21 protein-coding genes are annotated in these 22,618 nt (G+C 71.5%); 11 read left to right on the top strand and 10 right to left on the bottom strand.

Annotated features, from left to right (window positions below; translation table 11 throughout):
- Window positions 1-43 precede the first annotated feature (43 nt).
- A complete protein-coding gene (locus B7R87_RS08485) occupies window positions 44-1,228 on the bottom strand; it encodes a PucR family transcriptional regulator (RefSeq protein ID WP_006349464.1) in 1,185 nt (394 codons plus the stop codon).
- 83 nt (window positions 1,229-1,311) lie between these two features.
- Here B7R87_RS08485 and B7R87_RS08480 point away from each other — a divergent pair, with 83 nt between their 5' ends.
- Window positions 1,312-1,983 carry a pirin family protein gene (locus B7R87_RS08480; RefSeq protein WP_006349465.1) on the top strand — a complete coding sequence of 224 codons (672 nt, stop codon included), beginning with the start codon at window positions 1,312-1,314 and terminating at the stop codon, window positions 1,981-1,983.
- 648 nt (window positions 1,984-2,631) lie between these two features.
- Here the strand turns inward: B7R87_RS08480 and B7R87_RS08475 are convergent.
- On the bottom strand, window positions 2,632-3,447 hold the full coding sequence (locus tag B7R87_RS08475; protein WP_187144571.1) for a serine hydrolase domain-containing protein: 816 nt from the start codon (window positions 3,445-3,447) through the stop codon (window positions 2,632-2,634).
- A 90-nt stretch (window positions 3,448-3,537) separates the two neighbouring features.
- Between B7R87_RS08475 and B7R87_RS08470 the strand changes: the two genes are divergently transcribed.
- On the top strand, window positions 3,538-3,987 hold the full coding sequence (locus tag B7R87_RS08470) for a MerR family transcriptional regulator (protein ID WP_006349467.1): 450 nt from the start codon (window positions 3,538-3,540) through the stop codon (window positions 3,985-3,987).
- The gene (locus tag B7R87_RS08465; RefSeq protein ID WP_006349468.1) at window positions 3,984-5,015 is read left to right on the top strand and encodes an aldo/keto reductase; all 1,032 of its coding nucleotides are present in this window, start codon (window positions 3,984-3,986) and stop codon (window positions 5,013-5,015) included. Before B7R87_RS08470 ends, B7R87_RS08465 begins: the two co-directional genes overlap by 4 nt.
- Before the next feature lie 130 nt (window positions 5,016-5,145).
- On the opposite strand, the gene B7R87_RS08460 is transcribed toward B7R87_RS08465, so the two are convergent.
- The 3 genes from B7R87_RS08460 to B7R87_RS08450 form a co-directional block, all read right to left on the bottom strand.
- Window positions 5,146-6,408, bottom strand: a complete 1,263-nt coding sequence (locus B7R87_RS08460; protein WP_006349469.1) for an acyltransferase family protein — start codon at window positions 6,406-6,408, stop codon at window positions 5,146-5,148.
- Complete coding sequence (locus B7R87_RS08455) at window positions 6,405-7,448, bottom strand: alpha/beta hydrolase (protein WP_006349470.1); 1,044 nt, start codon at window positions 7,446-7,448, stop codon at window positions 6,405-6,407. Before B7R87_RS08455 ends, B7R87_RS08460 begins: the two co-directional genes overlap by 4 nt.
- Window positions 7,449-7,636: 188 nt before the next feature.
- A complete protein-coding gene (locus B7R87_RS08450) occupies window positions 7,637-8,353 on the bottom strand; it encodes a TetR/AcrR family transcriptional regulator (RefSeq protein WP_006349471.1) in 717 nt (238 codons plus the stop codon).
- A gap of 103 nt (window positions 8,354-8,456) precedes the next feature.
- Between B7R87_RS08450 and B7R87_RS08445 the strand changes: the two genes are divergently transcribed.
- Entirely contained in the window at window positions 8,457-8,789 is a 333-nt protein-coding gene (locus B7R87_RS08445; protein ID WP_006349472.1) for a nuclear transport factor 2 family protein, read from the top strand.
- Window positions 8,790-8,889: 100 nt separating this feature from the next.
- Window positions 8,890-9,801, top strand: coding sequence for an NAD(P)-dependent oxidoreductase (locus B7R87_RS08440; RefSeq protein ID WP_006349473.1), 912 nt, complete (start codon window positions 8,890-8,892; stop codon window positions 9,799-9,801).
- A gap of 225 nt (window positions 9,802-10,026) precedes the next feature.
- On the opposite strand, the gene B7R87_RS08435 is transcribed toward B7R87_RS08440, so the two are convergent.
- The 4 genes from B7R87_RS08435 to B7R87_RS08420 form a co-directional block, all read right to left on the bottom strand.
- Window positions 10,027-10,704, bottom strand: a complete 678-nt coding sequence (locus B7R87_RS08435; protein WP_006349474.1) for a response regulator — start codon at window positions 10,702-10,704, stop codon at window positions 10,027-10,029.
- Window positions 10,701-12,002: a sensor histidine kinase gene (locus B7R87_RS08430; RefSeq protein ID WP_006349475.1), complete on the bottom strand. Its 1,302-nt coding sequence runs from the start codon at window positions 12,000-12,002 to the stop codon at window positions 10,701-10,703. The genes B7R87_RS08435 and B7R87_RS08430 overlap by 4 nt, the downstream gene beginning before the upstream one ends.
- A 139-nt stretch (window positions 12,003-12,141) precedes the next feature.
- Window positions 12,142-12,999 carry a DUF4429 domain-containing protein gene (locus B7R87_RS08425; RefSeq protein ID WP_040916403.1) on the bottom strand — a complete coding sequence of 286 codons (858 nt, stop codon included), beginning with the start codon at window positions 12,997-12,999 and terminating at the stop codon, window positions 12,142-12,144.
- A gap of 189 nt (window positions 13,000-13,188) precedes the next feature.
- Window positions 13,189-13,881 carry a TetR family transcriptional regulator gene (locus B7R87_RS08420; protein WP_006349477.1) on the bottom strand — a complete coding sequence of 231 codons (693 nt, stop codon included), beginning with the start codon at window positions 13,879-13,881 and terminating at the stop codon, window positions 13,189-13,191.
- Between the two features lie 290 nt (window positions 13,882-14,171).
- Between B7R87_RS08420 and B7R87_RS08415 the strand changes: the two genes are divergently transcribed.
- Window positions 14,172-15,785 carry an MFS transporter gene (locus B7R87_RS08415; RefSeq protein ID WP_006349478.1) on the top strand — a complete coding sequence of 538 codons (1,614 nt, stop codon included), beginning with the start codon at window positions 14,172-14,174 and terminating at the stop codon, window positions 15,783-15,785.
- A 305-nt stretch (window positions 15,786-16,090) separates the two neighbouring features.
- On the top strand, window positions 16,091-16,471 hold the full coding sequence (locus tag B7R87_RS08410) for a peptidase inhibitor family I36 protein (protein WP_006349479.1): 381 nt from the start codon (window positions 16,091-16,093) through the stop codon (window positions 16,469-16,471).
- 66 nt (window positions 16,472-16,537) lie between these two features.
- Here B7R87_RS08410 and aceE read toward each other — a convergent pair whose 3' ends face one another.
- Entirely contained in the window at window positions 16,538-19,285 is a 2,748-nt protein-coding gene (gene aceE / locus B7R87_RS08405; protein ID WP_006349480.1) for a pyruvate dehydrogenase (acetyl-transferring), homodimeric type, read from the bottom strand.
- Window positions 19,286-19,838: 553 nt separating this feature from the next.
- On the opposite strand from aceE, the gene B7R87_RS08400 reads away from it, so the two are divergent.
- From B7R87_RS08400 to B7R87_RS08385, 4 genes are all read left to right on the top strand, one after another.
- Window positions 19,839-20,261 (top strand): DUF3052 domain-containing protein, encoded by a 423-nt coding sequence (locus B7R87_RS08400; RefSeq protein WP_006349481.1) that lies wholly within the window; start codon window positions 19,839-19,841, stop codon window positions 20,259-20,261.
- A gap of 342 nt (window positions 20,262-20,603) precedes the next feature.
- The gene (locus B7R87_RS08395; protein ID WP_006349482.1) at window positions 20,604-21,062 is read left to right on the top strand and encodes a peroxiredoxin; all 459 of its coding nucleotides are present in this window, start codon (window positions 20,604-20,606) and stop codon (window positions 21,060-21,062) included.
- A 156-nt stretch (window positions 21,063-21,218) separates the two neighbouring features.
- Window positions 21,219-21,794 (top strand): TerD family protein, encoded by a 576-nt coding sequence (locus B7R87_RS08390; protein ID WP_006349483.1) that lies wholly within the window; start codon window positions 21,219-21,221, stop codon window positions 21,792-21,794.
- Window positions 21,795-21,946: 152 nt separating this feature from the next.
- Window positions 21,947-22,522 (top strand): TerD family protein, encoded by a 576-nt coding sequence (locus B7R87_RS08385; protein WP_006349484.1) that lies wholly within the window; start codon window positions 21,947-21,949, stop codon window positions 22,520-22,522.
- Window positions 22,523-22,618: the final 96 nt, after the last annotated feature.

Below are 22,618 nucleotides of genomic sequence, written 5' to 3'. Positions count from 1 at the left end.
GGACGAAGAACCGTCAGGGGAATTGTGGGTGTCCCACAAAAGTCTAGGCTTGCTGATCTCCATCGGCCAAGCGTCCGAGAATGAGGGCGATTCGCAGCGTGAACGCCGAACGGACGTCGGAGGGTGACCATCCGGTGACATCGGTCACACGTCGCAGCCGGTAGCGCACGGTGTTGGGATGCACAAAGAGCATCCGTGCGGCGCCTTCCAGACTGCTGGCCTGCTCCAGATAGACACTGAGGGTCTCCAGCAGCGCGGAGCCGGCCTCCTCCAGCGGTCTGTAGATCTCCTCCACCAGCTGTTCCCGGGCCGCCGGATCCCCGGCGATCGCCCGCTCCGGCAGGAGATCGTCTGCCAGCACCGGACGCGGGGCGTCCTGCCAGGCGGAACACGCCTTCAGGCCCGCGGCGGACGCCTGCGCCGAGCGGGTCGCCGCCAGCAGGTCCGGCACCACGGGGCCGGCCACCACGGGACCCGCCGCATACGGTCCGATCAGCGCCTTCGCCACGGCCAGCGGGCTGTCGCTGCCGCCCGCGATCACCACCAGACGGTCGCCCAGCACCCCCGTCAGCACCTGGAGCTTGGCATGCCGGGCGGCCCGCCTGATCGCCTCCACCGTCAGCTCGCTGTCCCCGTCCGGCGCGGTGCCCAGCACTACGCACACATGCTCCGGGGCGTTCCAGCCCAGGGCCGCCGCCCGGGACACCGCGCCCTCGTCGGCCTCGCCCGACAGGACCGCGTTCACCACCAGCGACTCCAGCCGGGCGTCCCAGGCGCCCCGGGCCTCCGCCGCCTGCGCGTACACCTGGGCCGTCGCGAACGCGATCTCCCTGGCGTACACCAGCAGCGCCTCACGGAGCACCGCCTCGTCTCCGGGGGCCGCGACCTCGTCGATCGCGGTCTCCATCACTTCGATCGTGGTCCGCACCATCTCCACGGTCTGCCGCAGCGTGATCGCCCGGGTCAGCTCCCGGGGAGCGGTCCCGAACACGTCCGTCGAGATGGCCTGCGGCGTTTCGGGGTGCCGGAACCACTCGGTGAACGCCGCGATACCGGCCTGGGCGACCAGACCGATCCACGACCGGTTCTCCGGGGGCATCGCCCGGTACCACGGCAGGGTCTCGTCCATCCGCGCGATGGCGTTGGCCGCGAGCCGCCCGGAGGACTGCTCCAGTCGCTTCAGGGTCGCGGAGTGGGAGTGGGCGTCGTTCGATCCAGGTTCGGGCACGTGACAAGACTGCCTTATCCGCGGACCGGGACGGCCCGCCGGGGCGGATCCCGCGGGGCGTCGCGCAGGCTACCGTGGGGCAGGTGATCGACGTACGCCGCGCCGCACAGCGCTATCCGGGCGGGGAGCCCGGCACCGGCATCGAGACGGCGCACGCCTTCTCCTTCGGACCGCACTACGACCCCGGGAACCTCCGCTTCGCCACCCTCATCGCCTGCAACGAGGAGCGGCTCGCCCCCGGCGCCGGGTTCACCGAGCATCCGCACAGCCATACGGAGATCGTCACCTGGGTCGCGCGGGGCGAGCTGACGCACGAGGACTCCGCCGGGCACACCACGGTGGTCCGTCCCGGCGACGTGCAGTGGCTGAGCGCCGGCGACGGGGTCCGCCACATCGAACGCAACGCCGGTCCCGAGCCGCTGGTCTTCGTCCAGATGTGGCTGCTGCCGCTGGAGCCGGGCGGGACACCCGCGTACGACGTGGTCCGCGGCCTCGCCGACGAGTCGCCGTGCCCGCTGCCCCGCGCGGGCGCCGCACTCCACGTCCGCCGCCCGGGCCCGGGGGAGCGCGCCGGGGTCCCCGATGCCTCGGCCGCGTACCTCCACGTCGTCCACGGCACGGTGACGCTCGGGGACGAGACCCTTCAGCCGGGGGACTCGGCCCGTCTGACTGAGACGCGAGGCCTGACACTGACGGCGGGCCCGGACGCGGCGGCGGAGATCCTGATCTGGGAATTCCCCACGATGGCGGGCTGACGCCCGCGGGGTGGGGGCGCGGGATGGCCCCGGGCCCCGAGCGGGGGAGCGCGCGGTCGGCCGTGCACGGTGCATGGCCGACCACCCGTGGTCGGTGCCTTGTCGCACAGTTCCGCCCCTTACGCCTTCGGCAATGAGGGATCCCAGCGCCGGGTCGCTTTCCTCAAGCACAACGAAGAACGCCCGGCCGGACGGAGGCCGAATCCCGGCCGCGGCCCGGATGTGGCTTGTCGCGCAGTTCCGCCCCCTACGCCTGGCGGCGTGGGAGGTACCCCCAGCGCCCCTCATCAGGATCCCCGCCCCTGGGGCGGCGAGCGCCCGGCCGGGCGATGCCTGTTGCCGACTGACGGCCGTCAGTGGGTTGCTCGCGCAGTTCCCCGCGCCCCTTACGGGCCCCCGCGCCGCCAGGCGCAGGGGGTCGATCAGGGGCGCGAGGAACTGCGCGACAAGCCACCGATCACGGGTGGTCGGCCATGTACAGTGCCCGGCCGGGCGCTCGCCGGCCATGGGGTCGCGAGGGCCTCGGGGCCCGGGCCCCCGGCGCCCCGGGCGGGCGCACGCCGTCGGAGGGGCGCGGCGGCGCAGCCGGGCGGACGGGGTGCCGGGACCTCCGGGCGCGAGGGCCTCGGGGCCCGGGGCCCCCGGCGGTCAGGCGCGCAGGTCCGCCAGGACCGCGTCGGTGAACCGCGGCCACGCCTCGACCGCCCAGGCGCCGAACGGCCGGTCCGTCAGTGCCACGCACGCCGCGCCCGCGTCCGGGTCGATCCACAGGAACGTGCCCGACTGGCCGAAGTGCCCGAAGGTCCGCGGCGACGACGCGGCGCCCGTCCAGTGCGGCGCCTTGCCGTCCCGGATCTCGAAACCCAGCCCCCAGTCGTTCGGCGTCTGCCGTCCGTACCCGGGCAGCAGTCCCGCGAGCCCCGGCCAGGCGACCGTCATCGCGTCCAGTACCGTCCGCGCGTCCAGCAGCCGCGGCGCCTGCACCTCCGCCGCGAAGCGCACCAGATCGTCCACCGTGGACACCGCGTCCTTCGCCGCCGAGCCCTCCAGCGCCGTCGACGTCATGCCCAGCGGTTCGAGCACCGCCTGCCGCAGATACTCGGGGAACGGGATGTCCGTCGCCTTGGCGACATGGTCGGCGAGGACGTCGAAACCGGTGTTCGAGTAGATACGGCGGGTGCCCGGATCGGCGCTGATCCGGTGCTCGTCGAAGGCCAGCCCCGAGGTGTGCGCCAGCAGATGGCGGACGGTCGCCCCGGGCGGCCCGGCGGGTTCGTCCAGCTCGACCGCGCCCTCCTCGTACGCCACCAGCACCGCGTACGCGGCCAGCGGCTTGGTCACCGAGGCCAGCGGGAAACGGTGCCCCGTGGGGCCGTACCGTCCGGCCACCGTCCCGTCCGCACGCACCACGGCGGCAGCGGCGGTGGGTACGGGCCATGTCTCGGTCGTCGCCAGGCTCTGCATGCGCACGAGGGTAGCCCGTGCCCGCCCGGTCACCGGGCGCGGGCGGCTGCGCTTGCTTGGAGCGCACTCGAAGGTTCTAGCGTGGAAGGCATGACGACGCTGACCGAGAGCGGCCCCGGTGACACGGCCGTCGACCTGTGCAAGCCGCACCCCGGCCACCCCCGCCCCGACGGGCAGGACCGCTACACCATCGGCGAGGTCGCCGCCTGGGTCGGGATGTCCGCGCACACCCTGCGCTGGTACGAGCGCATCGGGCTGATGCCGCACGTCGACCGCTCCCATACCGGCCAGCGCCGTTTCACCAACCGGGACCTCGACTGGCTGGCCTTCGTCGGCAAGCTGCGGCTGACCGGGATGCCGGTCGCCTCCATGGTCCGCTACGCCGAGCTGGTACGGCTCGGGGAGGACACCGTCGACGAACGTGCCGAGCTGCTGGAGCGCACCCGCCGCGACGTCCGCTCGCGGATCGCCGAACTCCAGGAGACCCTCGCGCTCCTGGACCACAAGATCGAACTGTACGGAAGGACCGACCCGTCATGAACGCCGTACCGTCCCCCGACACCACCCCGATCGCCCGCACCCGGTTGGGCGCCGACGGCCCCCTCGTCGGCGTCCAGGGGCTGGGCTGCATGGGTATGAGCGAGTTCTACGGCGACACCGACGAGACCGCCGCCCGCGCCGCCCTGGACGCGGCCCTGGCGGCCGGGGTCACCCTCTTCGACACCGCCGACGCCTACGGGCGCGGTGCCAACGAGCGCTTCCTCGCCCCCTTCGTCCGCGCCCACCGCGACGAGATCACCCTGGCGACGAAGTTCGCCATCGTCCGCACGGACGACGACGACTACCGGGGGATCTCCAACGACCCCGCCTATATCCGGCAGGCCATCGACGCCAGCCTCGACCGGCTCGGCGTCGACCATGTGGACCTCTACTACATGCACCGCCGCGATCCGGCCGTACCGCTCGCGGACTCCGTCGGCGCGCTCGCCGAACTGGTCACCGCCGGAAAGATCCGCCATATCGGTCTCAGCGAGGTGACGGGCCCTGAACTGCGCGAGGCGCACGCCGTGCACCCCATCACCGCGCTCCAGTCGGAGTGGTCGCTGTTCAGCCGGGACGTGGAGCGTACGGCCGTACCGGCCGCGGCCGAACTGGGCATTGCCCTCGTCCCGTACTCGCCGCTCGGTCGGGGCTTCCTCACCGGCGCCTTCACCGATGCCTCGGCCGATCTGCCCGCCCAGGACTTCCGCGCCCACCAGCCCCGCTTCACCGGCGACAACGCCCGCACGAACGCGGCCCTGCTGGCGCCGGTGCGGGCGATCGCCGAAGCCCGCGGGGCGACCCCGGGCCAGATCGCGCTGGCGTGGGTGCAGCAGCGGGCCGAGGTGCACGGGCTGCCGGTGGTGCCGATCCCCGGCACTCGGCGCCCGGAGCGGGTCCGCGAGAACACGGCGGCGACGTTTCTGCACCTGACGGCGGAGGAGCTGGCGCTGCTGGAGCCGATCGCCGGGCAGGTGGCGGGCGACCGCTACCAGGACATGTCGTCCACGTCGGCGGCGCGGGAGTAGGAACGCGGGGGAGCGCGGGGGAGTAGGACGCGCCCGGGTGGACAGACGGACGGAGACGGCTCGGCCGGGCGACGGGTGCCCGGCCGAGTCCGTTTCCGTCCGGCTTCTCCGGCTTCTCCGTTGAGCCCGGTCATCCCGGCCCCAGCGCGAAGACCGCGAATCCCGCCGCCAGCAGCCCGGCCAGCGCCCGGAGCGCGGCCGAGGCCCGGGTGCCGGTGTGCCACGGCGCCTCGAAGACCCGCGCGTACCGCCCGATGAGCACCAGCAGCACGGCGAACAGCGGCAGCCAGGCGATCCGGGCCAGCACCCAGCCGACGGTGTCGGGCGCGGTGGTCAGACCGGCCTGCTCACCGGCGTACGAGCCCGGCACCGCGGCCGCCAGCATCGCCGTCTGGTGCCAGCACAGGATCGTCATCGCCGACAGATTGACCACCACGACCGGGGCCCAGAGCTTCGGCCGGGCCAGCCACCGCCCGATCCGCTCCCGCAGCAGGATCGCCGCCCCGCTCTGGGCCGCGGCCAGCGCGAGCACCAGCAGCGACGGCGGATGCGAATTGGTCCTGGCCTCGCCCGGAACGCCGACCATCGACGCCGGATAGCCGAAGAACAGCAGCAGTACGGCGAAGAGCGCGGCGCCGCCGAACAGCAGCACCCGGGCCCGGGCCCGGTCGATCCGCCCCTCGCCCCAGCTCACCCCGAGCTGATAGCCGAACAGCCAGCCCGGCAGGATCGTGAGCAGCCCGAGCCACGACGGCACGGCGTCCGCCCAGGGCCCGTACCGCAGCAGATCCACCGCTGCGACGGACAGCAGCAGCGGGGCGGCGGCCCAGCAGCCCAGGGCCCGGGAGACCCGGACGCAGTACGGGGTCAGGGCGGTCACCACGGTGTAGACGCCGACGAACCACAGCGGCTGGACCACCAGGGTCGACCCGGTGCGCAGCGTCGTCCCCGGGACACCGAGCAGGGACAGGACGGGGATCAGTACGGCCCAGACGGCGGCGACACCGAGGACCGGCCGCCCCAGCCGGGCCACCCGTCCCCGCAGCCAGGCGGTGGTGGTGCCGGTACGGCGGTGATAGGAGCGTACGGAGGCGTAGCCACCGACCAGGAAGAAGATGCCCAGCAGCTGGAGCACCCAGCTCACCGGCGCGAAGAAGCCGAACGCGGAGAGCGGGCTGGCGTTGCGCAGCGCGCCGTCGTCGCCGCGTTCGAGGCCGCCGAGCAGCCAGTGGCCGAGCGGTACGGCGAGCAGAGCGACGGCGCGCAGTCCGTCCACCGCCCGGTCCCGGTCGGCCGGGGTACGGCGGTCGACGCGCGCGGCGAACGCGGCGAACGCGGTGAACCGGCTCGTCCGCTCCGGGGCCGTACGGGCAGCACGGTCGGCGCCGGTCATCGGGCCTCTCCCCGGGCGATGGCGGCGAAGGCGCGGAGGGAATCGGTACCGGGCGCGAAGTAGCCGTCGTGGCCGCGTGCGTCCTCGACCGGCACCCGGCGGGCACCGAAGGCGGCGGAGGTGGGGTCCTCGCCGTGGCCGAGCCCGAAGAGGCGGACATGGGGCACCCGGGAGATCCAGTCGTCGGGGTCCTTGGCGGCCCATACCCGGGCGCTGGTCCGCAGCTCTCGTACGGAGTCCGCGCGCATCCCGGGGGAGCCGAAGGCGACCAGGTCGGAGGCGTCGGCCCGGTCGGCGGCCAGACCGCAGACCACGGAGCCGTAGCTGTGGCAGAACAGGCTGGGACGGGCGGCGCCGGCCGCGGTCAGTCCCCGGGTGAAGCGGGCCAGCCGCGGTGCCCCGGCCTCGGCGAGCCGGCCGGTGGCCGCGTCGGCTCCGACGCCGACGGGGGTGGTGTAGCCGGTCCAGACGATCACGGCCGTGGTGCCGCCCGCGGCCCCGTGCAGCGCCGCCGCCATGCCCGAGGGGCCGCGGTGTCCCCGGCCCGCCCGGTCGAAGTTGCCCGCGTCGATGTCCGACCCCGGCACGAGCACGGCGATGTGCCGGGCCCGCCCCAGGTCCCCGTACACCTCGGCGACCTGTCCGCGTCCGCGCGGGTCGAAGGCGAGGATCCGCCGCCCGTCCCGGGCCAGCCGCTCGTACGCCGTCCCGCGCACGGCCCGGGCGTTGGCCGCGTACCGGGTCTCCACCGGAGCGCCGTCGAGATTGCCGACGACGAGCGGATGCCGCTCCACCAGCCCCTGCCGCGCCTGCGGCCCGAGCCCCTCGAAGAAGGCGGCGACCTCCCGGGGTTCGGCGCTCGCCGGATCGGGCAGCGCCCGGCCCAGTACCCGGTCGGCGTTCCATGCGGCGGTGCCGGGCGGCGGCCCGACCACCGGCTGCTGGGCGTTCCCCGACACCCACCCCGCCGTCCCCGCGACCGAGACCGCGACGAGTACGACGGCGAGCAGCCTCCTCCTGAGCCTTCCGGACCGGCGCATCGCCGTCTCCCCTCCCTCAACGGCCCGCCGGTGCGGGTCCGACCGGGGAGGAAGGTAAGAAGACGGCACCGGCCGGCACGTCCCACCGGAGAGCCAACCGCACTGTCGTACCGGGGTAGGGGTGGGGCGACCCGGCGGCTACGGGGTCCGGTACGGCAGATACCGCCGAGCACGGGTCGCGGTGACGGTCACGATCCGGGGCCGAGGCCGAGAGAAGCGGTGAAGTCGCGCATCTCGTCGCGGTAGACGGTGGCCGGGTCGTGGATGAAGGTGCGCAGATGGCCGTAGATCTCCAGGGCCATGAGCCCGTGCATACGGCCCCACACGCTCAGCGTCATCGCGAGGCCTGCCGGTGGCAGATCCGGAAAGTCCTCCCGGACATGGGCCACCAGGTCCGGGTCGAAGTCGTCCCAGTGGTAGGCACGGTCCTCGGACCGGCGTGCCAGGACCGTCGGCCGGGCTGCGGCGACAAGGCCGACCAGTCCGTTGCAGGCGCGCAGTTCGGCTTGGTGGCCGGGGCCGTCGGCGGGCGGGCGATAGCCGGGCACCGGGTCACCGTAGATCAGCCGGAAGCCCTGCGGGTTGGCCAGCGCCCAGTCGCGCATGGCTTCGGCCCAGGCCAGGATCCGGCCGCCCGGATCGCTTTCCGGCACCGCGTCACGGGCGGCCTCGGCGGCGTCGACCGCCGAGGTGTAGACGTCACCGATGAGCGTGGTGATCAGGTCGTCGCGGGTGGCGAAGTAGCTGTAGATCGCGCCGGCCGTCATGCCCATCTCACGGGCAATGGCGCGCAGGGAGATCGCGTTCGGGCCGCCGTCCGCCATGAGTTTCATCGAGATCGCCTTGATCTCGGCGCTGGTCTGGGCGCGCAGCCGGTCGCGGCGGCTCGTGGTGTGGTCGCTCACGCTTGACAGTTTACAGAGTTGGTTTAATCTACGTCGTGTAATCTCTACACGCCGTATAGAAAGAGAACGGCAGACGGCAGACGGCAGATCAAGGAGCCGACAAGTGAGCACCACCGATGTGATCCGCGCCTACCTCGACATCTGGAACGAGCGGGACGCCGCCGCTCGAAGGGAGCTGATGAAGTCCGTCTTCACCGAGGACTCGGTCTACACCGACCCCAACAACGCGGGCCTGCGCGGGCACGCCGAACTGTCCGAGGTGATCGACCGGGCCCGGGAGGGTTTCGGTGATCTGGAGTTCACCCTCGACACCGTGGTCGGCGCCCACCACGACCGTGCGCTGTTCACCTGGAAACTCGGCACCGCCACCACCGGTTACGACGTCGTCGAGTTCACCGGGGGCCGTATTCGCAGCGTCGTCGGGTTCTTCGCCTGAGGCCCCCGCAGCACCGCCGGCCACCCGCCGCGGCCTGCACCACATGACAGACACCTACACCTACACCTACACCTACACCGCCACAGACGCAGGAGCACCTATGTCCACCCCTTCCACCCCTTCCGTCCCTTCCGCCTCGCGAACGCCGGTCACCGTGGTCGGCCTGGGACTGATGGGCCACGCGCTGGCCGCGGCCTTCCTGGCGAACGGTCACCCGACCACCGTCTGGAACCGCTCGGCAGCCAAGGCCGACGATCTCGTCGCCGACGGCGCCACCCTGGCCGAATCGGTCAGGAGCGCGGTCGAGGCGAGCCCGCTCGTCGTCGTCTGCGTCTCGGACTACGACACCGTGTACGAGTTGCTGGACCCGGTCGGCTCCTCACTGGCCGGCCGTACCCTTCTCAACCTGACCACCTCCAGTTCCACCCAGGCACGCGAAGCCGCCCGGTGGGCGGCCGAGTTCGACAGCACGTACCTCGACGGGGCGATCCTCGCCCTTCCCCAGGCCATCGGCACCGCCGAAGCCACGCTGCTGTACTCCGGCTCGAAGGCCGCCTTCGAGGTGCACCAAGCCACCCTGCAGGCACTCGGTGAGGCCGGAACCGTCTACCTCGACGAGGACCACGGCCTGTCCGCCCTGTACGACATGTCCATCCTGGGCATCATGTGGGGTGCCCTGAACGGCTTCCTGCAGGGTGCCGCGCTGCTGGGCACCGCGAACGTCAAGGCGACGACTTTCGCGCCCTTGGCCAGGACCGCGATCAATGTGACGGCCGACTATGTCTCGGCGTACGCGCGGCAGATAGACGACGGCGACTATCCGGCCACCGATGCCACTGTTGCCGTCCACAGGGGCGGGATGGAGCATCTGCTCCACGAGAGCGAGGCGCTCGGCGTCAGCACCGAGCTGCCGAATCTCTTCCTGAACCTGGCCGAGCGCGCGGCCGCCGACGGCCACGCAGAGAACAGCTACGCGGCGCTGATCACCCAGTTCCGCAAGCGCTCTGCCTGACCTCTCCCCCCATCCGGCTTCTCCGGACTGCCAGTCGCTCGTGCGGCCACGAAGGAGCCTGAGGGCGGAGGCCCTTAGGGGCGCGAGGAACTGCGCGATAAGCGCTCACGGTCGATGGCCGGGGGACGTCCCTCGCCCGGCCGGGCGCTCTCCAAGCCTCAGGACCGGGCACGCCGCCCGCGCGGCACGGCCCCCGCGCCCCCGCCCCCGGGGAAACCGCGGCGCCTAGACGCCGCCAGGGCGTACCAGCCCCGACTCGTAGGCGAAGATCACCGCCTGGGCCCGGTCGCGCAGGTCCAGTTTGGCCAGGACCCGGCCGATATGGGTCTTCACCGTCTGCTCGGCGACGACGAGCCGGCTCGCGATCTCCTGGTTGGACAGTCCCCGCGCGATCAGCTCCAGCACCTCCGTCTCGCGCGGCGTCAGCGCCTTCAGCCGGAGCGAGGGGTCCCGGCGGGGCGCGGGCCGCTGGGCCGCGAAGTCGGCGATCAGCCGGCGGGTCACCGACGGCGCCAGCAGTGCCTCGCCCGCCGCGACCACCCGGACCGCGGAGATCAGGTCCGCCGGGGGCGCGTCCTTGAGGAGGAAGCCCGACGCCCCGGCGCGCAGCGCCTCGTACACATAGTCGTCCACGTCGAAGGTGGTCAGCATCAGTACCTTCGGCACATGCATCCCGCCCACCGGCGGGTTGAGAATCGCCCGGGCCGCCGCCAGACCGTCCATCTCCGGCATCCGGACGTCCATGAGGACCACATCGGGGTGGACGGAGCGGGCCACGTCCACCCCCGCCCGGCCGTCCGGTGCCTCCCCGACGACGTCGATATCGGCCTGTGCGGACAGCAGCGCCGCGAAACCCGCCCGCACCATGGCCTGGTCGTCGACGATGATCACCCGGATGGTCACGCGGTTTCCTCCGCCGTCCCGGGCGCGGTCAGCGGCAGACGCGCGGCCACCCGGAAGCCACCGTCCGGCAGCGGACCGGTGTCCAGCGTGCCGCCCGTCAACCGTACGCGCTCCCGCATACCGACCAGCCCATGGCCCGTACCCGCTTGTTCCAGCGGCTCCGCCCGGGATCCGGCGGGCCCGTTGACGACCACGACCGTCAGATCCGTGCCGTCCGACACCACCGACACCCGGGTCACCGCACCCGGCGCATGCCGCACCACGTTCGCCAGCGCCTCCTGCACGATCCGGTACGCCGACAGATCCACCGCCTGCGGCACCTGCGCCGGGTCGACGCTCAGCGACAGCTCCGCGGGCACCCCCGCCCGTACCGTCGCCTCCACCAGCTGCTGCACCCGGGTGATCCCCGGCTGCGGCGCCAGCTCGCCCCCGGTGTCCGCGCTGCGCAGCACCGACAGCAGCCGCCGCATCTCGGTCAGGGACTCCCGGGCGCTCGCCGCGATCGTCCCGAACTCCTCGCGCGCCTGCTCCGGCAGCCCCGGGATCCGGTACGGCGCGGAGTCGGCCTGCACGGTGATCACGGACATATGGTGGGCGACCACGTCGTGCAGCTCCCGGGCGATCCGGGTCCGTTCCTCCAGCAGGGTGCGCTGGGCCCGCTCGGCCTCGCTGATGCTCTCCTGCGCGGCCAGTTTCCGCTGGGCGTCGCCGCGTTCGCGCAGTGCGCCGGTGGCCACGAGCACCACTCCGGTGAGGATGAACAGCAGCACCCAGACGCCGTCGCTGAGTTCCGAGCGCAGCAGCTCGCAGGCGAACCCGGCGATTCCGGTCGTCAGCCAGACCCCGATCAGGGCCGGGCGGGACTCCCGCAGGCCGAGGAAGGCCATCAGGATCAGATAGCCGACGACCACCGGCGGGGGCCAGGGCCACGGGCTGCCCACGGTGTCCGCTCCGGTGAGGGACGCCGCACCGATCACGTCCGCGGTGAAAACCAGCCACCAGGCCTGCAACGGCCGGGTCGGTGCCATCAGCAGCGGTGCCGTCTGGGCGACGGCCAGCGGCCAGGCCGCGTCGGCGTTGAGCCCGTAGGCCGTGGTCAGTACGTTCACGGTGACCGGGAGCAGTGCGGCGACCGCGGCCGTGACCACGAGGTACGGCAGGTAGCGCAGCCAGCGCCGGGGGGAATCGCCGAGCAGCGGGGTGGCCGGGTGGGACGGTGTCCGCAGGGCCCTGAGGACCAGCCGCGCCTGCGCGCGGGCGGTCGGCCACAGCGGGCTCTGGGGGGAGGAGGGAGTCACCCTGCCAGGCTATGCACCGCTGTGAGCAGCGGCGTCATACCCCGGGGCTCGTACGGGGGTCATACCCGGGTACTACCCCGGCCCGGCCACCGGTCCGCCCCCGGGGCGGGCCCCTCCCGCCCCTCCCGCCTCGGGCGGCTCACAGCTCTGCCAGCAGCTCCGTCTTCTTCGAGGTGAACTCCTCGTCCGTGACCAGCCCTGCGTCCCGCAGCTCCCCGAGGTGCCGGATCCGCTCCGCGATGTCCGCCGGGTCCCGGCGGGCCGTGCTCAGTGCGAGCGCCGGTGCCGGGCCGGAGCGCTGGACCGATTCCAGTACGGCCGCGGCGAACGGCAGCGACTCGTGCACCGAGCCGCTGCGCACCCCGAACACCACCGCCGCCGGATCCTTCGCGGCCCCGGCCGGCGGCGAGGGCTCCGGGACCCGGCGCAGCAGCCGCAGATAGCCGTCGAGGCTCTCGGGCGTCCGCCATTCGACCCCGCTCAGCTCGCCCACGGCGAAACTCTGGTCGCCTGCTTTCCACTTGGTGGACGAGGCGCCGGTGCGCGACCAGCGGAAGTCCACGTACCGGCCGTCGAAGGAGGCCCGGCCGTCGTGCGCCTTGAAGGCGATGGGCGAGCCGGGCGCGGCCACCACGTACCGCACGGCGGGCCGGGCGGCGTCCGCGGGCAGTACGGCACGGAGCGCGTCGCGGTAGTACACGGCGGCGTCCTCCCGGTCGGCGGGCAGCACCAGCCGGTAGGGGTCGCACTCCTCCTTCAGCTGGCCCGCCGCCGCGGCCATCAGCGGATCCGCACCGGGCCGGGGTCTGGCGTGCAGAACGACGGTTCCCCGCTTGCCCGGGGAGAGTGCCACCGACGCCAACGCCTCGTGGGGGATGCGGCGTTCGCGGAGCGCCGAGAACAGCCTCGGCGTGCGGTGTCCCCGTTCAAAGCGGATGTGCACGGAGTCGGACGTGAACTCCCATGTGGCTTGAATTCCGGCCAATACATCACCCATACACATCATCGTAGGGGTCGGGAGCGCTCGCGTCGCCCCTTCGGGAGGGAGCGGTCTCTCCGATGTTCTACGCGCGTCAGGCCGCTACTTCACCGGAAATGTCATCGCGGCGGGCCGATGGGTGCCGGGACGGCGGATGTTCCCGACCCCGCCCGGCCCGGGGCCGCCGCCGGAAACCCTCGCTTCCGGTTATGGCCGGAAACGCTCGCTGTGGCCGATGCCCGCCCCCTGTTCCGGTCGGTCCCGCCACGGTCCGACGAGCGCCGGTGTCAGATGGTCCATGTAGTGCGCGATCAGCTCGCGGATCGCCCGGACGCTGTGGTCGGAGCCCTCGCCCCAGAGCCGGCCCGCCACCCGCATCGCACCGCTCATCGCCGCCACCGCGAGCCGCGGCCGCGGGTCCGTGTCGACGTCGAGGCCCTCGCGTTCGCCGAGGATCCGGCTGAGGGTCTCCTCCGTCTTCAGCGACCGGCGGATGTGCACGGCCAGCAGCGCGGGCGTGGACTCGATGATCAGATACGTCCGCATATGGAGTTCGACCGGCACGATCTCCGCGATCACCTCCTCCACCGTGTCCCAGGCCCCGAGGGCCGCGTTCCGCATCGCCTCGAACGGCGCCTCCTCCGGCGGACGGCTCCGCAGCGACGCGAGGAAGTGCTCCTCGACGACCTCCTGTACGGCGAAGGCGACCTCCAGCTTGCTCGCGTAGTAGCGGAAGAAGGTGCGCTGGGAGACGTCCGCCGCATCGGCGATCTCGTCGACCGTCGTCTCCTCGAAACCCTGCGTGGTGAACAGCTCCAGCGCCGCGCGGGCCAGGGCGTCCCTGGTCCGCTGCTTCTTCCGCTCGCGCAGCCCGCCGGCGCCCGCCGGCCCGACCGTCACTTCATGCCCTCATTCATTGGTCGTCGATCGTCCTCGGGGCCCGACGATCGGATGGGCCCGGGCCTCTGCCCGCCGGGGCCGGCCGGAGGGACCCCGTGGTCCCCGCGTCGCGCCCGCCCCGTACCGTCCGCACCACCCCGGAGAAGCCGGTCGGCCACGGGCTGGGAACCCCGTCTCCGTCCGGTTTCCCGGTCCCGCGGACGGGGTCAGCGTACCGGTGACCGAAGTGACAGCCGCCGACTAAAAGAATCAATTATGAATTGTCAGCGGCTGTCATTAGTCTGGGCGGAATGACGAGTCAGACCACCATCAACAAGGCGCCGAAGGATCCCCAGAACGACCTTCCGGCCCCCGCCGGCGGGCTGCGCGGCCACCCCTGGCTGACGCTCTTCGCCGTGGCGATCGGTGTGATGATGGTCGCCCTGGACGGCACCATCGTCGCCATCGCCAACCCCGCGATAGCCGACGATCTGGACGCTACCTTCGCCGACGTCCAGTGGATCACCAACGGCTACTTCCTCGCCCTCGCCGTGGCCCTGATCACCGCGGGCAAGCTCGGTGACCGCTTCGGCCACCGCCAGACCTTCCTCGTCGGTGTCGTCGGCTTCGCCGCCGCCTCCGCCGCGATCGGCTTCTCCGACTCCATCGCGATGCTGATCGTGTTCCGCGTCCTCCAGGGCCTGTTCGGCGCGCTGCTGATGCCGGCCGCGCTCGGACTGCTGCGCGCCACCTTCCCCGCCGAGAAGCTGAACATGGCCATCGGCATCTGGGGCATGGTCATCGGCGCCTCCACCGCCGGTGGCCCGATCGTCGGCGGTCTGCTCGTCGAGAAGGTCAGCTGGCAGTCCGTCTTCTTCATCAACGTCCCGGTCGGGATCGTCGCCCTGATCCTCGGTCTGGTGATCCTCAAGGACCACCGCGCCCGGAACGCCTCGCGCTCCTTCGACATCCCCGGTATCGCCCTGCTGTCGACCGCGATGTTCTGCCTGGTCTGGGCGCTGATCAAGGCCCCGGAGGAGGGCTGGGGCTGGGGCGGTGCCAAGACCTGGGGCTTTATCGTCGGGTCCTTCGTCCTCTTCGCGGTCTTCGCCTGGTGGGAGAACCGGGTTACCGAGCCCCTGATCCCGATGAAGCTGTTCCGCTCGGTGCCGCTGTCCGCCGGTGTGGTCCTGATGGTGCTGATGGCCATCGCCTTCATGGGCGGACTGTTCTTCGTCACCTTCTACCTCCAGAACGTGCACGGACTCAGCCCGGTCGACGCCGGTCTCCACCTGCTGCCGCTGACCGGAATGATGATCGTCGGCTCCCCGCTGGCGGGCGCGGTGATCACCAAGACCGGTCCCCGCATCCCGTTGGCCGGCGGCATGGTGCTGACCGCGGTCGCGATGTTCGGCATGTCGACCCTGGACAAGGACACCGGCAGCGGTCTGATGTCCGTCTGGTTCGCCCTGCTGGGCCTCGGCCTCGCGCCGGTCATGGTGGGTGCCACCGAGGTCATCGTCGGCAACGCGCCGATGGAGCTGTCCGGTGTCGCGGGCGGTCTCCAGCAGGCCGCGATGCAGATCGGTGGTGCGCTCGGCACCGCCGTCCTGGGCGCCGTGATGGCCTCCAAGGTCGGCAGCGATCTGCCGGGCAACTGGGCCGACGCGCAGCTCCCGCCGCTGGCCGGGCACGATCTGGACAAGGCCGCCGAAGCGGTCCAGGTCGGTGTGCCGCCGGTTGCCCAGGGCACTCCGCCGGAGATCGCCGCCAGGATCGCGGACGTCGCCCACGAGACCTTCATCTCCGGCATGGGCCTGGCCTGCCTGGTCGCCGCCGGGGTGTCCGTGGTCGCGGTCTTCGTCGCCCTGCTGACCAAGCGCGGTGCCAATGCCGAGGCGGGCGCGGGCGTGGGCCACATCTGAGCCGTACGGCGCAGCTGCGGACGGGCCCGCCTTACGGGCAGGTCCGCCCACGGAAACCTCAAGGCCCCACCGGAACCCGCGCGGTTCCGGTGGGGCCTTCCCGTATGCCGGCAGCCGTACCGGTGCGAGGTGCCCTCCGCACGGCCCTCGTACGGCCCCTGCACGGCCCCGGTGCCACTCCCGTACGACTCCTGTGCGACTCCTGTGCGAGCAGACCGCGCGCCCTCCACCCGCCCTTGGCCCGTTCGGGTGAGGCCGCTGTCCGGACCTTCCTCAGCGGTGCACTGCGGAGGAAGGGTGCGGGGATGCGGACGAAGACCCTTCCGGGCACCTTTTCCCCGGCGCTCGCCCTGACGCTCGGTCTCGGGCTCGCCCCCGCGCCCGCCGGCGCAGCGGCCCCGGCCCTCCCCGCCTGCCCGCCCGGGGCGCTCTGCCTCTGGGCCGACGAGGACTTCCGGGGCCCCCGCCGGGTGTACGAGCTGGCCGGGACCGACGTGGACTCCTGTACGGCCCTGCCGCCCGGCGCCACGGCCGCGGCCCTCGCCAATCGCACCGGACGCCCGGTGACCACCTACCAGTCCGCCGAGTGCGCCGAGCACGGCGCCTTCGACACCTACCCAGGCAGCGGGGTCTGGGCACCCCGCTCGCCGTATCTGATCAGGGCGTTCCGGATCTGGGAACGCTGACGGCCGCCGCCTCGGGTCCGGGCGCCGCGCGGCAGGCGCCGCGCCCGGACCCCGCAGAGGGAGGTGTTACGCGTCGCCGCCCGCCGGACCCGGATCCGCGGCCGCCACGTCCAGCAGCTGGTAGCGGTCCACGGCCTGCTTCAGCACCGAGCGGTCCACCAGCCCCGCCCGCGACAGCTCGGTCAGGACCGCCAGCACGATCGACGGCGCGTCGATGTGGAACCACCGGCGGGCCGCGCCCCGGGTGTCGGCGAAGCCGAAGCCGTCCGCACCCAGAGAGGTGTAGGAACCGGGGATCCACCGCGAAATCTGATCCGGAACCGAACGCATCCAGTCGGAAACGGCCACGAACGGACCTTCAGCGGTGCCCAGTTTGCGTGTGACATACGGGACGCGCTGCTCCTCCTCCGGGTGGAGCAGATTGTGCTCCTCCACCGCGACGGCCTCGCGCCGCAGCTCGTTCCACGAGGTCGCGGACCAGACGTCGGCCCGTACGTCCCAGTCCTCGGCGAGCATCCGCTGCGCCTCGACCGCCCACGGGACGGCCACTCCCGAGGCCAGGATCTGCGCCGGGATCCGGCCCGCATCGCCCGCCCGGTAGCGGTGGATGCCCTTGACGATGCCCTCCACGTCCACATCGGCGGGCTCCGCCGGATGCCGGATGGGCTCGTTGTAGACGGTCAGGTAGTAGAAGACGTCCTCGCCGTGCGGATGCTCCGCGTCCGCGCCGTACATCCGGCGCAGCCCGTCCTCGACGATATGGGCGATCTCGAAGCCGAAGGCGGGGTCGTAGGCGACACAGCCCGGGTTGGTGGAGGCCAGCAACTGCGAATGGCCGTCCGCGTGCTGCAGGCCTTCACCGGTCAGAGTCGTACGCCCGGCGGTCGCACCCAGTACGAAACCACGCGACAGCTGATCGGCCATCTGCCAGAACTGATCACCGGTGCGCTGGAATCCGAACATGGAGTAGAAGACGTAGACCGGGATCAGCGGCTCGCCATGGGTCGCGTATGACGAACCGGCCGCGATCAGCGACGCCGTACAGCCCGCCTCCGAGATGCCGTCGTGCAGCATCTGCCCGGTCGGCGACTCCTTGTACGCCAGCAGCAGCTCCCGGTCCACGGACTCGTACTGCTGCCCCAGCGGGTTGTAGATCTTGGCGCTCGGGAAGAAGGAGTCCATGCCGAAGGTGCGGTACTCGTCCGGCGCGATCAGCACGAAACGGCGGCCGATCTCCTTGTCCCGCATCAGGTCCTTCAGCAGCCGCACGAACGCCATCGTGGTCGCGATCGACTGCTGCCCCGAACCCTTCTTCACCCCGGCGTACGCCTGCTCGCCCGGCAGCTCCAGCGGCTTCGACCGCACCACCCGGCTCGGTACATAGCCGTCCAGCGAACGGCGCCGGTCGTGCATGTACTGGATTTCCTCGGACTCCGGCCCCGGGTGGTAGTACGGCGGCAGCCCGTCCTCCAGCTGCGCGTCCGGGATCGGGATGTGCAGCCGGTCGCGGAACCGCTTGAGATCGTCGACGGTCAGCTTCTTCATCTGGTGGGTGGCGTTGCGGCCCTCGAAGTTGGGGCCCAGCGTCCAGCCCTTCACCGTCTGCGCCAGCACCACCGTCGGCTGCCCGCGGTGCTCCTCGGCCGCCTTGAACGCCGCGTACACCTTGCGGTGGTCGTGACCGCCGCGCCCCAGATGCAGGATCTGCTCGTCGGTCATGTTCGCGACCATCGCGCGCAGCCGCTGGTCACCGCCGAAGAAGTGGTCCCGGATATACGCGCCGGTCTCCGTCGCGTACGTCTGGAACTGCCCGTCCGGCGTGGTGTTCAGCTTGTTGACCAGCAGACCGTCCCGGTCCTGTGCCAGCAGCGGATCCCAGGAGCGGTCCCAGATCAGTTTGATCACGTTCCAGCCGGCGCCCCGGAACTGCGACTCCAGCTCCTGGATGATCTTGCCGTTGCCGCGGACCGGGCCGTCCAGCCGCTGCAGGTTGCAGTTCACCACGAAGGTGAGGTTGTCCAGGCCCTCGCGGGCCGCGATGGAGAGCTGGCCGAGCGACTCCGGCTCGTCCATCTCGCCGTCCCCGAGGAAGGCCCAGACCCGGGAGCGGGAGGTGTCCGCGATGCCCCGGGCGTGCAGATAGCGGTTCATCCGCGCCTGGTAGATCGCGCTGATCGGGCCGAGGCCCATCGACACCGTCGGGAACTCCCAGAAGTCCGGCATCAGCCGCGGATGCGGATAGCTGGACAGCCCGTTCGGCGCCTTGGACTTCTCCTGGCGGAAGGCGTCGAGCTGGGCCTCGGAGAGCCGGTCCAGCAGAAACGCCCGGGCGTAGATACCCGGCGACGCATGCCCCTGGAAGAAGATCTGGTCCCCGCCGTCGCCGGCGTCCTTGCCCCGGAAGAAGTGGTTGAAGCCCACGTCGTAGAGGGAGGCGGAGGAGGCGAACGTGGCGATATGGCCCCCGACGCCGATCCCCGGGCGCTGCGCCCGGGAGACCATCACCGCCGCGTTCCAGCGCGTCGCGTTGAGGACCTTCCGTTCGACCTCCTCGTTGCCGGGGAAGAACGGCTCGTCCTTGGTGGCGATGGTGTTGACGTAGTCGGTGCTCCGCATCTCCGGGACGGCCACGCGGCGCTCACGGGCCCGCTCGATGAGCCGCAGCATCAGATAGCGGGCCCGTTCCCGGCCCCGTTCGTCGACGGCCGCGTCCAGTGAGTCCAGCCACTCCTTCGTCTCCTCCGGATCGAAGTCCGGGACCTGGCTGGGAAGGCCGCCAATGATGATCGGATTGCGATCTGATCCGGAAGCCACGCTGTTCCTTCGCTCTCGGAGGGTCGACGGTCCGGGCCCCGCGGGGATCCCGGACCCCGGGGGGGGTCCCGGAGAATCCGGGCGTACTGGCGGTGCCGTCCGTACCTCGGGAGCCGGCCGGGACGGTCACGGGCCGTAACCGGCCGCTCCGGGCACACGGCACCGCCTCCCATCGTGTACCTCGGCGCGGGAAACGTCATCTCTACCGAAAGGTAACCAAGGGGGTCCGTTACGGGTTCCGGGGTACCGCTTGTCCCGGCGTGCGCCGGGGGCCCGCGGCCCCCGTCCCACTCCGTTCGGGTGGCCGGGGCAGAGGGCCGTCGGGAGCCGGGCGGGAATGCGACGTATGCTGCAAAGGCGGCCGAATGCTCCGGAACGCGTCGTGGCGCCCCGTCGCACGTGTCGGGAGTTGCGTCGAGACGGGCGCAAACGTCACCGTTTCGGCGGTCTGCACGGCCGGGTACTTGCGCGATCCGTCCCGCCCGTGTGGACTACGGCCAACGCCGCGTGCGCGCGGCAGCAGCATCTACCGAACATGATCAGGAGGCAAGCCGTGAGCGCGACCGCGGACCACGCGGAGGAGCGGACCAACCCGGCAGCGAGGCTGGGGTTCGAGCCCGGACAGGTGGTCCAGGAGATCGGCTTCGACGACGACGCCGACCAGGATCTCCGTGAAGGCATCGAGTCCGTCATCGGCCAGGAGCTGGTGGACGAGGATTACGACGATGTCGCAGACGTCGTCGTCCTCTGGTTCAGGGACGAAGACGCCGACCTGACGGACGTCCTGGTGGACTCCATCGGCCTGCTCGACGAGGGCGGCCTGATCTGGCTGCTCACCCCGAAGACGGGGCGGGACGGCTATGTGGAGCCAAGCGACATCAACGACGCCGCTCAGACGGCCGGACTGTCGCAGACCAAGAGCATCAGCGTCGCCAAGGACTGGGTCGGCACCAAGCTGATCGCCCCCAAGCGCTGACCGGTGCGGCGACTGCGCCGCTCGCCGCCGCCCGTGTGCCGCACGGTCGCCCCGCCGGGCGGCCGTGCGCCCCGGACGGTGTTCCGGACCCCCTCGGGCCCTGCCCGAGGGGGTCCGCCGCATTCCTGAGCCCTGAGGGCACAGCCGAGGGGCCGGGGCAGCCGCGGGCCCGGCGACGCCGCGCCATGGGCACGCCATAGGCTGGAGCCGGCCCCGTCCGGGGCGGTGGGCCGGTCTCCCCGGCCGCCGTGCCGGGTACGGGCCCGCCCGGGCCGCCCCGTACACCGGGACCGGCGCCCCGGGCCGTATCCGAACGGCAGCGGCGGAAGGAACCCACGCGTCATGGCCATCGAGGTCGGCACCCAGGCCCCCGAATTCACCCTCAAGGACAACCACGGCCGTACGGTACGGCTCGCCGACTACCGCGGCGAGAAGAACGTGGTCCTCCTCTTCTACCCGTTCGCCTTCACCGGCGTCTGCACCGGCGAGCTGTGCGCGCTCCGCGACGAGCTGCCCCGGTTCGTCAACGACACCACCCAGCTCCTCGCCGTCTCCAACGACTCCATCCACACCCTGCGGGTCTTCGCCGAGCAGGAGGGCCTCGAATATCCGCTGCTCTCCGACTTCTGGCCGCACGGCGAGGCCTCCCGGGCCTACGGCGTCTTCGACGAGGAGAAGGGCTGCGCGGTCCGCGGCACCTTCGTCATCGACAAGGAAGGCGTCGTCCGCTGGAGCGTGGTGAACGCCCTGCCGGACGCCCGGGACCTCAACGACTACGTCAAGGCCCTCGAAGCTCTGTGACGAACGGGCAAAACCTGATGTAACAACCGGGACGGATCGGACGGGCGGCCGTCCCGGAACCTGTTTCGCGGGGGAACCGGTCACTAGGATCCCCTTGTTGATCCGACACGCGACGCACTACGGGGGCGCTGCCCCTGATCACTTATGGAGGGACTCGTGGGAGTCAGCCTCAGCAAGGGCGGCAACGTCTCGCTGACCAAGGCCGCGCCCGGACTGACCGCCGTGACGGTCGGTCTCGGCTGGGACATCCGTACCACCACCGGCGCGGACTTCGACCTGGACGCCAGCGCCCTGCTGACCAATTCCGAGGGCAAGGTCGCCGGCGACGGGAACTTCGTCTTCTTCAACAACCTCAAGAGCCCCGACGGTTCCGTCGAGCACACCGGTGACAACCTCACCGGCGAGGGCGAAGGCGACGACGAGCAGATCAAGGTCAACCTCGCGGCCGTGCCGGTCGAGGTCGACAAGATCGTCTTCCCGGTGTCGATCTACGACGCCGAGAGCCGCCAGCAGTCCTTCGGCCAGGTCCGCAACGCGTTCATCCGCGTCGTCAACCAGGCCGACAACAACGAGCTGGCGCGTTACGACCTCACCGAGGACGCCTCGACGGAGACCGCCATGGTCTTCGGCGAGCTGTACCGCCACGGCGCCGAGTGGAAGTTCCGTGCCATCGGCCAGGGGTACGCCTCCGGTCTGCGCGGGATCGCCCAGGACTTCGGCGTGAACGTCTGACCGCAGCTCCACCACCGTCCGGCGCCGCACCTCATGCGTGCGGCGCCGGACGTCCTCTCGCGACCGGTCGCGTTGCGGTCGCGACTTCGGGGGCATGTATGCCGGGCAGGGGCATGCAGCGCCGACACACGTCTTTTGGGGAGGACACGAACATGGGCGTCACACTCGCCAAGGGAGGCAATGTCTCCCTCTCCAAGGCCGCACCGAATCTGACACAGGTGCTCATCGGTCTCGGCTGGGACGCGCGTTCCACCACCGGGGCCGATTTCGACCTCGACGCCAGCGCGCTGATGTGCAACAGCGGCCGTGTCATGGGGGACGACTACTTCATCTTCTACAACAACCTCAGAAGCCCCGACGGTTCCGTCGAGCACACCGGTGACAACCTCACGGGCGAGGGCGACGGCGACGACGAATCGCTGATCGTGGACCTCAGCCAGGTTCCGCCCGCCGTCGACAAGATCGTCTTTCCGGTCTCCATTCATGACGCGGACAACAGGGGCCAGACGTTCGGCCAGGTCAGCAATGCTTTTATCCGTGTGGTCAATCAGGCCGACGGACAGGAACTCGCGCGGTACGACCTCAGTGAGGACGCCTCCACCGAAACCGCGATGATCTTCGGCGAGCTGTACCGGTACGGCAGCGAGTGGAAGTTCCGTGCAGTCGGCCAGGGGTACGCCTCGGGGCTGCGGGGCATCGCTCTAGACTTCGGGGTCAATGTTTCGTAAAGCCGCGCACCGGGGCGGGTCGGACTGGTAACTCGCCCTGGCTGTGCGGGGAGAACCCTCCCACGGGCTACCCGGGGGGCTTCGGGGGACCCCCAC

Source organism: Streptomyces tsukubensis, assembly GCF_003932715.1.
Lineage (GTDB): Bacteria > Actinomycetota > Actinomycetes > Streptomycetales > Streptomycetaceae > Streptomyces > Streptomyces tsukubensis.
Note: the sequence above shows the minus strand (reverse complement) of the source record. Positions and strands in the feature narration are given on the sequence as shown.